The organism is Streptomyces spinosisporus (assembly GCF_022698145.1).
GTDB classification, from domain to species: domain Bacteria; phylum Actinomycetota; class Actinomycetes; order Streptomycetales; family Streptomycetaceae; genus Streptomyces; species Streptomyces spinosisporus.
Genome location: NZ_JALDAX010000004.1, coordinates 483328 through 496033 on the forward strand (window position 1 = coordinate 483328; position 12706 = coordinate 496033).

At 67.5% G+C, this 12706-nt stretch carries 11 protein-coding genes; 7 read left to right on the forward strand and 4 right to left on the reverse strand.

Annotated elements, in window-relative coordinates; translation table 11 throughout:
- Positions 1 to 100 precede the first annotated feature (100 nt).
- Together MQN93_RS13820 and MQN93_RS13825 are read left to right on the forward strand one after the other, a co-directional pair.
- Positions 101 to 2770 (forward strand): transglycosylase domain-containing protein, encoded by a 2670-nt coding sequence (locus MQN93_RS13820; RefSeq protein ID WP_016437024.1) that lies wholly within the window; start codon positions 101 to 103, stop codon positions 2768 to 2770.
- 131 nt (positions 2771 to 2901) lie between these two features.
- Complete coding sequence (locus MQN93_RS13825) at positions 2902 to 4410, forward strand: glycosyltransferase family 87 protein (protein WP_242709698.1); 1509 nt, start codon at positions 2902 to 2904, stop codon at positions 4408 to 4410.
- A 127-nt stretch (positions 4411 to 4537) separates the two neighbouring features.
- Here the strand turns inward: MQN93_RS13825 and MQN93_RS13830 are convergent, their stop codons facing one another.
- The 3 genes from MQN93_RS13830 to MQN93_RS13840 form a co-directional block, all read right to left on the reverse strand.
- Positions 4538 to 5569, reverse strand: coding sequence for an alanine racemase (locus tag MQN93_RS13830; RefSeq protein ID WP_016437022.1), 1032 nt, complete (start codon positions 5567 to 5569; stop codon positions 4538 to 4540).
- 101 nt (positions 5570 to 5670) lie between these two features.
- Complete coding sequence (femX, locus tag MQN93_RS13835) at positions 5671 to 6792, reverse strand: peptidoglycan bridge formation glycyltransferase FemX (RefSeq protein ID WP_016437021.1); 1122 nt, start codon at positions 6790 to 6792, stop codon at positions 5671 to 5673.
- Positions 6793 to 6972: 180 nt separating this feature from the next.
- Complete coding sequence (locus tag MQN93_RS13840) at positions 6973 to 7287, reverse strand: hypothetical protein (RefSeq protein ID WP_016437020.1); 315 nt, start codon at positions 7285 to 7287, stop codon at positions 6973 to 6975.
- Positions 7288 to 7573: 286 nt separating this feature from the next.
- On the opposite strand from MQN93_RS13840, the gene rpsF reads away from it, so the two are divergent.
- From rpsF to rplI, 4 genes are all read left to right on the forward strand, one after another.
- Complete coding sequence (gene rpsF, locus MQN93_RS13845) at positions 7574 to 7864, forward strand: 30S ribosomal protein S6 (RefSeq protein WP_006604399.1); 291 nt, start codon at positions 7574 to 7576, stop codon at positions 7862 to 7864.
- 76 nt (positions 7865 to 7940) lie between these two features.
- A complete protein-coding gene (locus MQN93_RS13850) occupies positions 7941 to 8528 on the forward strand; it encodes a single-stranded DNA-binding protein (protein WP_242709699.1) in 588 nt (195 codons plus the stop codon).
- Between the two features lie 58 nt (positions 8529 to 8586).
- Complete coding sequence (gene rpsR, locus MQN93_RS13855; RefSeq protein WP_003949403.1) at positions 8587 to 8823, forward strand: 30S ribosomal protein S18; 237 nt, start codon at positions 8587 to 8589, stop codon at positions 8821 to 8823.
- 18 nt (positions 8824 to 8841) lie between these two features.
- The gene (gene rplI / locus MQN93_RS13860; protein WP_016437017.1) at positions 8842 to 9288 is read left to right on the forward strand and encodes a 50S ribosomal protein L9; all 447 of its coding nucleotides are present in this window, start codon (positions 8842 to 8844) and stop codon (positions 9286 to 9288) included.
- 108 nt (positions 9289 to 9396) lie between these two features.
- Here the strand turns inward: rplI and MQN93_RS13865 are convergent, their stop codons facing one another.
- Positions 9397 to 10743, reverse strand: a complete 1347-nt coding sequence (locus tag MQN93_RS13865) for an MATE family efflux transporter (RefSeq protein WP_372504349.1) — start codon at positions 10741 to 10743, stop codon at positions 9397 to 9399.
- A gap of 452 nt (positions 10744 to 11195) precedes the next feature.
- Between MQN93_RS13865 and dnaB the strand changes: the two genes are divergently transcribed.
- Positions 11196 to 12674 carry a replicative DNA helicase gene (gene dnaB / locus MQN93_RS13870; RefSeq protein WP_242709701.1) on the forward strand — a complete coding sequence of 493 codons (1479 nt, stop codon included), beginning with the start codon at positions 11196 to 11198 and terminating at the stop codon, positions 12672 to 12674.
- Positions 12675 to 12706: the final 32 nt, after the last annotated feature.

Below are 12706 nucleotides of genomic sequence, written 5' to 3' on the forward strand. Positions count from 1 at the left end.
GTGAATGCGCAATCGACCACATCCGTACTTCGGGGGGACCGGAAACCAGCCGCCGTTTCCAGGCGCGCAAAGGTGCGCCTGCCCGAGGAGTAGTCGTTCGATGAGCGAGCACCGTCGCAAACCGCCGCAGCCGCAGGGAGGAGGACGCGCCGCGAACCGTCGTGGCCAGTCCGGCTTGTCCTCCGGCCGCCGTGCGGCACCGCGAGGCGCCACCGGATCTCCCTCCGACGCATACGGGTCGGAGGGCGAGGAGCGGCCCTACAGTGGCCGAGCCGAAGCCCGCCGCGCGGCACAGAAGAGTGGAGGCGGCCGCCGCCGAGCGGCCGAGCCCGGCCGCGGGGGTCGACGCGGCGCGCCGGGTGGCCCGAACGGACCGGGCCGGGGCAGGGCGCGTACGGGCCCTCCGGGCAAGAAGCGGGTCATCGACTATCCGCGCGCGGGCAAGTACGGCGTCGCGCGCTGGGTGCCGTCGTGGAAGCTGGTGACTGGACTCTTCATCGGGTTCTTCGGCAGCCTGGTGGCTGTCGCGGGCATCGCCTACGCCATGGTGGGCGTGCCGGACATCGCCAAGACCGCGAGCGCCCAGAACAACGTCTTCTACTGGGCCGACGGCAGCGAGATGGTCGCCACGGGCGGCGAGACGAACCGGCAGATCGTCAACCTCTCGCAGATCCCCAAGAACATGCAGTACGCCGTGATCTCGCAGGAGAACAAGACCTTCGAGACCGACAGCGGCATCGACCCCAAGGGCATCGCCCGCGCCGTCTTCAACATGGCCAGGGGCGGTGAGACGCAGGGCGGATCGACCATCACGCAGCAGTACGTGAAGAACGCGATGCTGGACGACCAGTCCCAGACCATCTCCCGTAAGTTCAAGGAGATCTTCGTCTCGATCAAGGTGGGCGCCACCAAGTCGAAGGACGAGATCATGGCCGGCTATCTCAACTCGGCCTACTACGGGCGCGGTGCCTACGGGATACAGGCCGCGGCGCGTGCCTACTTCAACACGGACGCCGTCAAGCTGAACGCCGGCCAGTGCGCGTTCCTGTCGGCGATGCTCAAGGGCGCGACGTACTACGACCCGGCGGGTGCGACGTCCATCGACCCGTCCGCCACCCCCGAGGCCAACAGCAAGCGCGCCCTGGTCCAGATGCAGAACACGCTCGACAAGATGGTCGCGTACGGGCACCTGGACGCCACGGAGCGGCAGAAGTACACCACGCTGCCCAAGGTGCAGAACCCGCGTTCCAACAGCGACCTCAGGGGTCAGACCGGCTATCTCGTCGATCTCGCCAAGGCGTACCTGATCAACAACAAGATCCTCACCGCCGATCAGCTGCAGCAGGGTGGCTACTCGATCAAGACGACCTTCGACAAGAAGAAGGTCAAGGAACTCGAGGCCTCCGTCACCAAGGTCCAGAAGGCGAACATCAAGCCCAAGGAACGCCCGAAGACGGACACGCACGTCCAGTTCGGCGGAGCGTCCGTCAACCCGGAAACCGGCGCCATCGAGGCCATCTACGGCGGCGAGGACGCGACCAAGCACTTCACCGACAACGCCGACCAGACGGGCGCCCAGGTCGGTTCGACCTTCAAGCCGTTCGTGCTGGCGGCGGCGATGAAGTGGGGCGTGCGGGACAAGAGCCTGGGCCCGGAGCAGGCGCAGGACGAGCGCACCCAGGTCTCCCCGAAGAGCCTGTACAGCGGCAAGAACAGGCTCAAGATCAAGGAGTACGACGGGACGGTCTGGAAGAACGACAAGGGCAAGGAGTGGCTGCAGACGAACGACGGCAACGAGTCGTACGGCACTCCTCCCCGGTACGACATCGACCTCCGCGAGGCGATGCGTGAGTCGGTGAACTCCGCCTTCGTGCAACTCGGCATGGACGTCGGGCTGGACAAGGTGAAGGCGGCGGCCATCGATGCCGGCCTCAAGGAGGACAGCCTCGCCGGAACCAGCTACCCGTCCTTCTCGATCGGTATCTCCGACCCGAGCGCGATCCGCATGGCGGGTGCCTACGCCACCTTCGCGGCCAGCGGCGAGCAGCGCGAGCCGTTCTCCGTCAAGGAAGTGGAGAGCAAGGACGGCACGATCTACACCCACGAGGACAAGGCCAAGCAGGCCTTCACCTCACAGGTGGCCGACAACGTCACCGACGTGCTGAAGACCGTGGTCGACAAGGGAACCGGTACCAACGCCCAGCTTCCGGGGCGCGAGGTGGCCGGCAAGACCGGTACCACTGACGGCAACAAGTCGGCCTGGTTCGTGGGCTACACCCCGCAGCTGTCCACGGCGATCACGATGTTCCGGTACGACGACGACGAGAGCAAGAAGAACCGCACGTTCCTCGAGATGTATGGAACGGGCGGTCAGAAGAAGATCCATGGTGCGTCGTTCCCGTCGACGATCTGGCACGACTACATGGAAGAGGCTCTGAAGGGACAGGAGGCGCTGAAGTTCCCCGTCCCGGAGCCCATCGGTGAGATCGTCAACGACGTTCCGAGCCCGACGCCCACGCCGACGGTGAGTGAGACCGAGGAAGCCACCCCGACGCCGACTCCGACGCCCAGCGAGACGCTGACGAGTCCGACGCCGACGCCGACCGAGTCCTGCCGGTTCAGCTGGCAGTGCACCGATACCGGTGGCACGGACACGGGTGGCACGGACGGGGGAGTGACGCCGTCGCCGACGGCCACGGAATCCGGTGGGACCGGCAACAGCAGAGGTAATGGCAATGGAGGCCTCTTCGGGGGCCAGGACGGCGGCTAGCCGTCACAACGCCCGGCACGGGTGTTTCACGTGAAACATGCCCATGTTTCACGTGAAACGAGGGCCGCCGCACCTGAGTGGTTGCGGCGGCCCTCGGCGTATACCTAGACACGTACGGCAGGATGTGCGGCATGCCCAGCGCAGAATCGACGCAAGCGAGCGTGCACGAACCGGACCCGGTGCGGCCGACCACAGAGGACGGGATCGCCGCGTCCGGCAGCGAGCTGATCGGCGGCCCCATCGGGCGGCGCGCCCTGCTCGGGATGTCCTGGTGGACTCCCGTCCGGGTCGTGGCGCTCGTGGCGATCGGCATGTTCGCCCTCGGACTGGTCCAGAAGGCTCCCTGCTACAACGGCGCCTGGTTCTTCGGCGCCAGCTCGCAGTACACGAAGGCGTGCTACTCCGACATCCCGCATCTTTATCAGGGACGGGGGTTCGCCGACGGGCTTGTGCCGTACTTCGACAAGCTCTCCGGTGACATGCCGTACCTCGAATACCCGGTGCTGACCGGTGTGTTCATGGAGGTGGCCGCCTGGCTCACGCCGGGCAGCGGCAGCATCCAGGACCAGGAGCAGTGGTACTGGATGGTCAACGCCGGCCTGCTGATGGTCTGCGCGGCCGTCATCGCGGTCTGTGTGGCCCGTACGCACGCCCGCCGCCCCTGGGACGGACTGCTGGTCGCCCTGGCACCGGCATTCGCGCTGACCGCCACCATCAACTGGGACCTGCTGGCGGTCGCTCTGACGGCCGCAGCGATGCTGATGTGGTCCCGCGGACGCTCCCTCGCCTTCGGCGTCCTCCTGGGGCTTGCCACGGCCGCCAAGCTCTATCCGGTCCTGCTGCTCGGCCCACTGCTTCTGCTGTGCTGGCGCGCGGGTAAATGGCGCGACTTCGGCAAAGCCCTGGCGGGAGCTGTCGTAGCCTGGCTCCTGGTGAACCTGCCGGTGATGCTCTTCGCCTGGGACGGCTGGTCGCAGTTCTACACGTTCAGCCACGACCGGGGCGTGGACTTCGGCTCCTTCTGGCTGATCATGGCCCAGAACTCGAGCAACCCGCTCACCACGGACACCGTCAACAATCTGGCCATGGCGCTGGTGGTGCTGTGCTGCGTGGGCATCGCGGTGCTCACGATGACCGCTCCGCGCCGCCCGCGCTTCTCCCAGCTCGCCTTCCTGATCGTCGCGGCGTTCATCCTCACCAACAAGGTCTACTCGCCGCAGTACGTGCTGTGGCTGGTCCCCCTTGCCGCGCTGGCCCGTCCGAAGTGGCGGGACTTCCTGATCTGGCAGGCGTGCGAGGTCGGGTACTTCCTGGGCATCTGGCTGTACCTCGCCTACACGACCAGCGGCGACGCCCACAAGGGCCTGCCGCAGGACGGCTATCACTGGGCCATCGGCGTGCATCTGCTGGGAACGCTGTACCTGTGCGCCGTCATCGTGCGCGACATCCTCATGCCGGACCGGGATCCCGTACGCCGTGCTGGTGACGACGATCCGTCGGGCGGTGTGCTGGACGGCGCCGAGGACGTCTTCACCGTCGGCTCGGCGGCGCATCAACCGCGGCACGCGGCCCACTTCGACGGCCCCCAGGTGGAGTGGGGCAGCCGTGGAACGCCGCCCTCCACGGAGGGTTCGCTGTGAGCGAACAGGCGGGGCGGGACCGGGGCTGACCCCACGCCCTCTGCCGGCCCAAACGCAAGGAAGTACACGGGAAAAGCCCGTGTACGCCCTTGCGGCTGTTGGTCGTTGTGCCCGCTCGGCGCCCTGCTCAGCGGTCCACGATGCGGTCGAACTGCGTGGTGGTGTGCCGCAGATGGGCCACCAGCTCCTCGCCCACCTTTGGCTCGGGTGCGTCCGAGGGGACGAACAGGATGGAGACCTGCATGTGGGGCGGCTCCGCGAACCAGCGCTGCTTGCCGCCCCAGACGAACGGCGAGAGGTTCCGGTTCACCGTGGCGAGGCCGGCGCGTGCGACGCCCTTGGCGCGCGGCATGACGCCGTGCAGCGCCTTCGGGGCCTCCAGGCCCACCCCGTGCGAGGTGCCGCCCGCCACGACCACCAGGAAGCCGTCGGAGGCCGCCCTCTGCTGGCGGTACCCGAACCGGTCCCCCTTGGCGACGCGCGTGACGTCGAGGACCGCCCCGCGGTACTCGGTGGCCTCGTGGTCCCCCAGCCACAGCCGCGTGCCGATGCGGGCGCGGAAGCGGGTCTGCGGGAACTGCTGCTGCAGCCGGTGGAGTTCCTCGGCCTTGAGGTGGCTGACGAACATCGTGTGCAGCGGCAGCCGGGCCGCGCGCAGATGGTCCATCCAGCCGATGACCTCCTCGACGGCGTCCGAGCCGTCCGTGCGGTCCAGCGGCAGATGGATCGCGAAGCCCTCCAGGCGGATGTTCTCTATGGCGGCGTGCAGCTGAGGCAGCTCCTGGGCGCTGATGCCGTGGCGCTTCATCGAGGACATGACCTCGATGACCACACGGGCGCCCACGAGGCCGTACACGCCGTCCACGGACGACACGGAGCGGATGACCCGGTCGGGCAGTGGTACGGGCTCCTCGCCGCGCCGGTACGGCGTCAGTACCAGCAGGTCACCGCCGAAGAAGTCCTTGATGCGCGCGGCCTCGTACGTCGTGCCGACGGCGAGGACGTCCGAGCCGAGGCGCGTGGCCTCTTCAGCCAGCCGTTCGTGCCCGAAGCCGTAGCCGTTGCCCTTGCAGACGGGGACGAGCCCCGGGAACTGCTCCTGCACGTGCTTGTGGTGCGCCCGCCAGCGCGCGGTGTCGACGTAAAGCGTGAGCGCCATGGCCGGACCCGGAACCTTTCTCGTGGCTGCGGTGTATCAGAGATATGGAAGCGAACGAAGCTGTCGGACTCATCGAAGCAAACGGCCGGGGCCGGTGGGGCTCAGCGGCGCGACATGTAGATGTCGAGCGCCTTGTGGAGCAGCTTGTTGAGCGGGAAGTCCCACTCGCCGAGGTACTCGGCGGCCTGGCCGCCCGTGCCCACCTTGAACTGGATCAGGCCGAAGAGATGGTCGGTCTCGTCCAGGGAGTCGGAGATGCCGCGCAGGTCGTAGACGGTCGCGCCGAGGGCGTAGGCGTCCCGCAGCATCCGCCACTGCATCGCGTTCGAGGGCCGGACCTCACGCCCGATGTTGTCGGAGGCGCCGTAGGAGTACCAGACGTGCCCGCCGACGATCAGCATGGTCGCCGCCGAGAGGTTCACACCGTTGTGGCGGGCGAAGTACAGCCGCATGCGGTTGGGATCCTCGGTGTTGAGGGCCGACCACATGCGCTGGAAGTACGACAGCGGGCGGGGCCGGAAGTGGTCGCGCACCGCCGTGATCTCGTACAGCCGCTGCCACTCCTCGAGGTCCTGGTAGCCGCCCTGGACGACCTCGACCCCGGCCTTCTCGGCCTTCTTGATGTTGCGTCGCCACAGCTGGTTGAAGTTCTTGTGGACCTCTTCCAGGGAGCGGTTGGCCAGCGGCACCTGGAAGACATAGCGCGGCTGGACGTCACCGAAGCCGGCGCCGCCGTCCTCGCCCTGCTGCCAGCCCATGCGCCGCAGCTTGTCGGCGACCTCGAAGGCGCGCGGCTCGATGAAGTCGGCCTCGATGTCGCGCAGCCGCTTCACGTCGGGGTTCTGGATGCCGCTCTTGATGGAGGCGGCCTCCCAGCGCCGGATGATCACCGGCGGACCCATCTTCACGGAGAAGGCACCCTGCTGCTTGAGGTGCGCGAGCATCGGTTCCAGCCACTCGGTCAGATTCGGCGCGAACCAGTTGATGACCGGGCCCTCGGGCAGATAGGCGAGGTAGCGCTTGATCTTGGGGAGCTGACGGTAGAGGACGAGACCCGCGCCGACCATCTGGCCCGTGCGCTCGTCGAACCAGCCGAGGCTCTCGGAGCGCCACTCGGCCTTGACATCGGCCCAGGCCGGAACCTGCATGTGGCTCGCCGAGGGCAGGCTCTGGATGAATGCCAGATGCTGCTCGCGACTGATCGTCCTCAGGGTCAGGCTCATTCGGGGCGCTCCTCGGGCTGGTGTGTCCCCATGGGTTCAGGGGCTCCGGCTCTCGCGCCGAAGCCTACTGCGCCCGTGCGAGCGGCCCGAGTGGGCGTACGGAACCCGCACCCCGGCTCGTGGGCCGCCGAGGCGTTCCGTGGTGCTTTATGGAGAGTTGGAGTGACGGTGTCCCTGGCGTCAGCCGATGACCCCGCCGAAGAGGCCGCCGTGCGCCATGCCGAGGAAGAAACCGACGCCCGATGCGCCGAGACCCAGGATGAGCCCGAAGCGCTCGCGGGTCGTCTCCGAGATCCACTGGCCGTAGGCCCCGGTGATGAGGCCCACCAGGCCGGTCCAGGAGCTGAGCAGGTGCAGGTCGTGGAAGAAACCGGTCACGAACGCCACCACACCGAGCACCACGGTCACCGCGAGCAGCGTGTCCTGGATGGGGTGGGGCTTTCCGTCCGTGGCGAAAAGGCCTCCGGCGGTGTTGGGTCGCAATGCCTGTGCCATGGGGCACCTCCTGCGGAAGACGGCGCATCGTAGCGCCATGCACACCCGATGTGTACAGATTGACGGTCACCGCGACCGGATTTCAACCGGAAGCGGGTGGACGGGTACTCTGTACGGTCTGCACCGGTGTCTGCCCAGGCAGTACCAGGGAACCGTCCAGGCCAGACCGGGGATGCCGCTCGTCGGCCCCCGATTGTCAGTGGCGGCCGATACCGTTGCGTACGCATCACGACCCTCCTGCCACGGAACGACCGTGGCCGCTGAGTCCAAAGGAGGTGGGTTCCACATGCGTCACTACGAGGTGATGGTCATCCTCGACCCCGATCTCGAGGAGCGCGCTGTCTCCCCGCTGATCGAGAACTTCCTCTCCGTCGTCCGTGAGGGCAACGGAAAGGTGGAGAAGGTCGACACCTGGGGCCGTCGTCGTCTCTCGTACGAGATCAAGAAGAAGCCCGAGGGCATCTACTCGGTCATCGACCTGCAGGCCGAGCCTGCGGTCGTCAAGGAGCTCGACCGCCAGATGAACCTGAACGAGTCGGTCCTCCGGACCAAGGTCCTCCGTCCCGAGACCCACTGAGCTCTCCCGCTCAGCTGATCCCGGGATTCGAGTAGCAGCACAAGCAGCCAGCAGCAAACCCGCCGAGAGGTTCCCCATGGCAGGCGAGACCGTCATCACGGTCGTCGGCAATCTTGTCGATGACCCCGAGCTGCGCTTCACCCCTTCCGGTGCGGCGGTCGCGAAGTTCCGTGTCGCGTCCACTCCGCGCACCTTCGACCGTCAGACGAACGAGTGGAAGGACGGCGAGAGCCTGTTCCTGACCTGTTCGGTCTGGCGTCAGGCGGCGGAGAACGTTGCCGAGTCGCTCCAGCGAGGCATGCGCGTGATCGTGCAGGGCCGGCTGAAGCAGCGGTCCTACGAGGACCGTGAGGGCGTCAAGCGCACGGTCTACGAGCTGGACGTCGACGAGGTCGGCGCCAGCCTGCGCAACGCCACGGCCAAGGTCACCAAGACCACCGGCCGCGGTGGGCAGGGCCAAGGCGGTTACGGCGGCGGTGGCGGCCAGGGTGGCGGCGGCTGGGGTGGGAACTCCGGCGGCGGCCAGCAGGGCGGCGGCGCTCCCGCCGACGACCCGTGGGCGACCGGTGCTCCCGCCGGTGGCAACCAGGGCGGCGGTGGCGGCGGCTGGGGTGGAAACTCCGGCGGCGGCGGTGGCGGCTACTCGGACGAACCCCCCTTCTAGGCCTCGGGCCCAGGGGTGGGGTCGTACCCACACTTCTTGATCACACAGGAGAAACACCATGGCGAAGCCGCCTGTGCGCAAGCCTAAGAAGAAGGTCTGCGCTTTCTGCAAGGACAAGGTCACGTACGTGGACTACAAGGACACGAACATGCTGCGGAAGTTCATTTCCGACCGCGGCAAGATCCGTGCCCGCCGCGTGACCGGCAACTGCACGCAGCACCAGCGTGACGTCGCCACGGCCGTCAAGAACAGCCGTGAGATGGCGCTGCTGCCCTACACGTCCACCGCGCGCTAAGGGAAGGGTGACTTACGCATGAAGATCATCCTCACCCACGAGGTCTCCGGCCTCGGCGCTGCCGGCGACGTCGTCGACGTCAAGGACGGTTACGCTCGCAACTACCTGATCCCGCGGAAGTTCGCTATCCGCTGGACCAAGGGCGGCGAGAAGGACGTCGAGCAGATCCGTCGTGCTCGCAAGATCCACGAGATCCAGACCATCGAGCAGGCCAACCAGGTGAAGGCCCAGCTCGAGGGCGTCAAGGTCCGCCTGGCCGTCCGCTCGGGCAACGCCGGTCGCCTCTTCGGTTCCGTCACCCCGGCCGACATCGCTTCCGCGATCAAGGCTTCCGGTGGCCCCGAGGTCGACAAGCGTCGCATCGAGCTGGGCTCGCCCATCAAGACGCTGGGCGCCCACGAGACGTCCGTGCGTCTGCACCCCGAGGTTGCCGCCAAGGTCAACATCGAGGTTGTCGCGGCCTGATGGCCGCACGCTCTGCTGAGCAGTTGTGAGAGGGGCCGCACCTCATCGGTGCGGCCCCTCTTGCGTGCCCGCTCTTCCTCTCCGTGTCGCTTGTTTCACGTGAAACACTCAGCGGGTCGCGCCGGTGACGATCCAGCGTCCCGAGCGAGCGCGCAGCCAGAGCGTGAGCATGCGGACCGTCATCATCAGAGTCATCGCCCCCCACAGTGCGGTGAGGCCGCCCCCGAGGGTCGGGACCAGGAGGGCCACGGGGGTGAAGACGGCCAGGGTGACCACCATGGCCCAGGCGAGATAGGGCCCGTCGCCCGCGCCCATCAGTACGCCGTCCAGGACGAAGACGATGCCGCTGATCGGCTGCGAGAGAGCCACGATCACCAGAGCGGGCAGGGCCGCGTCCTTCACCACCGAGTCGCTGGTGAACAGAGGGAGGAACACGGGGCGTGTGACGACGACGAGGATGCCGAGTACGACGCCGACCGCGATGCCCCACTCCACCATCCGACGGCACGCTCCTCGAGCGCCTTCGGCGTCGTCGGCGCCGAGATAGCGTCCGATGATGGCCTGTCCGGCGACGGCGATGGCGTCGAGGGCGAACGCCAGCAGGCTCCACAGGGAGAGGATGATCTGGTGAGCGGCGATGTCCGCGTCACCGAGACGGGCCGCGACGGCGGTGGCGATCATCAGGATCGCCCGCAATGACAGCGTGCGGACCAGCAGGGGTACACCGGCCTGGGCCGAGGCCCGGATGCCTGAAGCGTCGGGACGCAGGGAGGCTCCGTGGCGGCGTGCTCCCCTGACGACCACGGTGAGGTAGACGGCCGCCATGCCCCATTGGGCGATGACGGTGCCCCAGGCGGATCCCGCGATGCCGAGGTCGGCGCCGTAGACCAGGCCGGCGTTCAGGGCGGCGTTGGCGACGAAGCCCGCGACCGCCACATAGAGCGGGGTCCTGGTGTCCTGCAGGCCGCGCAGGACACCGGTCGCGGCGAGCACGACCAGCATCGCCGGGATACCGAGGGCGGAGATGCGGAGGTAGGTGGTCGCGTAGGGAGCGGCGGTGTCCGAGGCGCCGAAGAGTTCCACGAGGTCCGGTGCTGTGGGCAGCACGGTGGCTATGACGGCCGCGCCGAGCAGCAGTGCCAGCCAGATGCCGTCCATGCCCTGCCGGATGGCGGCCTGAAGATCGCCGGCGCCGACCCGTCGGGCAACGGCTGCCGTGGTGGCGTAGGCGAGGAAGACGAAGATGCTGACCGCTGTCGTCAGGAGAGCCGAGGCGATGCCGAGGCCTGCGAGTTGTGCCGTGCCGAGGTGGCCGACGATCGCGCTGTCGGCCATGACGAACAGGGGCTCGGCGACGAGTGCGCCGAAGGCCGGAACGGCCAGTGCGACGATCTCTCGATCGTGCTGTCTCCGGGTGCCCTTGGCCGTCGCGGGAGCCTGTGTCATGAGCACCAATCTAATCGTCCACAGGTAAGGGATGCAAAGTATTTGTGACCCTTACCTCCTTCGATGCCCGGCGCTCTTTCGGGCATCGTTCGAAGAGATCTTGGTCCGACTGGGGAAGTTTTTCTTCTGCACAGCCGGTGGACGGGAAAAGTGCAGGTCAGACCGTGTTCCGCGGGAGAGGGTCGCGCTTGTTCACAGGGCTGTCCACCGTGTCGTGCACAGGTTTTGAGGAGTTCTCCACAGCATCCGGGCCGTCGTCCACATGGCCTGTGGATAACCAGATTGGCTGACGTCGCCCACAGGCCTACCGTGGTCCGGCGCCCGCTCCGCTGGTCGGCAGGGAAACCAGCCCAAAACCGACGCCCGTCAACCGGAGTTGGGCCTCTCATTTGTCAGTGCCGTGCCGTAGAACTAAGGGCATGGCTAGGTCCGCTCGGGGGCGGACGGGAGGAGGTGGCTCGGTGAGCATTTCCGAGCCCTTGGACGACCCGTGGGCCGACAGCGGTCCCAGCGATCGTCTGCCCGCCTCCCGCCGGCGCGGCGACGGGGAACGCGGTCGCGGCGAGCAGCACGACCGAGGCCGGGACTCCGGCGAATGGGACGGCGGCGGCACATCCTTCGAGCGCGTGCCGCCCCAGGATCTCGATGCCGAGCAGTCCGTCCTCGGCGGCATGCTCCTGTCCAAGGACGCCATCGCCGACGTCGTCGAGATCCTCAAGGGCCACGACTTCTACAAGCCCGCACACGAGACGATCTTCCAGGCGGTCCTCGACGTCTACGCCCAGGGAGAGCCGGCCGACCCCATCACCATCGCCGCAGAGCTCACCAAGCGCGGCGAGATCAACAAGGTCGGCGGCGCCTCGTATCTGCACACGCTCGTCCAGACCGTACCGACGGCGGCCAACGCCGAGTACTACGCGGAGATCGTGCACGAGCGCGCGGTCCTGCGCCGTCTGGTCGAGGCCGGCACCCGCATCACCCAGATGGGATACGCGGCCGACGACGACGTCGACGAGATCGTCAACCGCGCCCAGGCCGAGATCTACGCGGTCACCGAGCAGCGCACCAGCGAGGACTACCTCCCGCTCGGCGACATCATGGAGGGCGCCCTCGACGAGATCGAGGCGATCGGCTCCCGCTCCGGCGAGATGACCGGTGTGCCGACGGGCTTCACCGATTTCGACTCGCTCACCAATGGCCTGCACCCCGGCCAGATGGTCGTCATCGCCGCCCGTCCCGCGATGGGAAAGTCCACGCTCGCGCTGGACTTCGCGCGGGCCGCCTCGATCAAGCACAACCTTCCGAGCGTCATCTTCTCCCTCGAAATGGGGCGCAACGAGATCGCGATGCGCCTGTTGTCCGCCGAGGCACGCGTGGCGCTGCATCACATGCGGTCGGGCACCATGACCGACGAGGACTGGACCCGCCTCGCCCGCCGGATGCCGGACGTCTCGGCCGCACCGCTGTTCATCGACGACTCCCCGAACCTGTCGATGATGGAGATCCGCGCCAAGTGCCGCCGGCTCAAGCAGCGCAACGACATCAGACTGGTCGTCATCGACTACCTCCAGCTGATGCAGTCGGGTGGCTCGAAGCGGGCCGAGAACCGTCAGCAGGAGGTCTCGGACATGTCCCGTAACCTCAAGCTCCTCGCCAAGGAGCTGGAGATCCCGGTCATCGCACTCTCCCAGCTGAACCGTGGCCCGGAGCAGCGCACCGACAAGAAGCCGATGGTCTCCGACCTGCGTGAGTCCGGTTCCATCGAGCAGGACGCCGACATGGTCATCCTGCTGCACCGCGAGGACGCCTACGAGAAGGAGTCGCCGCGCGCTGGCGAGGCGGACCTGATCGTCGCCAAGCACCGCAACGGCCCGACGGCGACGATCACGGTCGCCTTCCAGGGCCACTATTCGCGCTTCGTGGACATGGCGCAGACCTGATCCGGCCGAGGCGGGCCGCAGGCGCACTGGAC

Excerpts from the sequence above, each read along its gene's own strand:
- MQN93_RS13830 (WP_016437022.1), bottom strand. The coding sequence starts at position 5,569 with ATGGCGCTCACGCTTTACGTCGACACCGCGCGCTGGCGGGCGCACCAC.
- MQN93_RS13850 (WP_242709699.1), top strand. The coding sequence starts at position 7,941 with ATGGCAGGCGAGACCGTCATCACGGTCGTCGGCAATCTTGTCGATGAC.
- MQN93_RS13825 (WP_242709698.1), top strand. The coding sequence starts at position 2,902 with ATGCCCAGCGCAGAATCGACGCAAGCGAGCGTGCACGAACCGGACCCG.
- MQN93_RS13820 (WP_016437024.1), top strand. The coding sequence starts at position 101 with ATGAGCGAGCACCGTCGCAAACCGCCGCAGCCGCAGGGAGGAGGACGC.
- rpsR (WP_003949403.1), top strand. The coding sequence starts at position 8,587 with ATGGCGAAGCCGCCTGTGCGCAAGCCTAAGAAGAAGGTCTGCGCTTTC.
- MQN93_RS13840 (WP_016437020.1), bottom strand. The coding sequence starts at position 7,287 with ATGGCACAGGCATTGCGACCCAACACCGCCGGAGGCCTTTTCGCCACG.
- rpsF (WP_006604399.1), top strand. The coding sequence starts at position 7,574 with ATGCGTCACTACGAGGTGATGGTCATCCTCGACCCCGATCTCGAGGAG.
- rplI (WP_016437017.1), top strand. The coding sequence starts at position 8,842 with ATGAAGATCATCCTCACCCACGAGGTCTCCGGCCTCGGCGCTGCCGGC.
- femX (WP_016437021.1), bottom strand. The coding sequence starts at position 6,792 with ATGAGCCTGACCCTGAGGACGATCAGTCGCGAGCAGCATCTGGCATTC.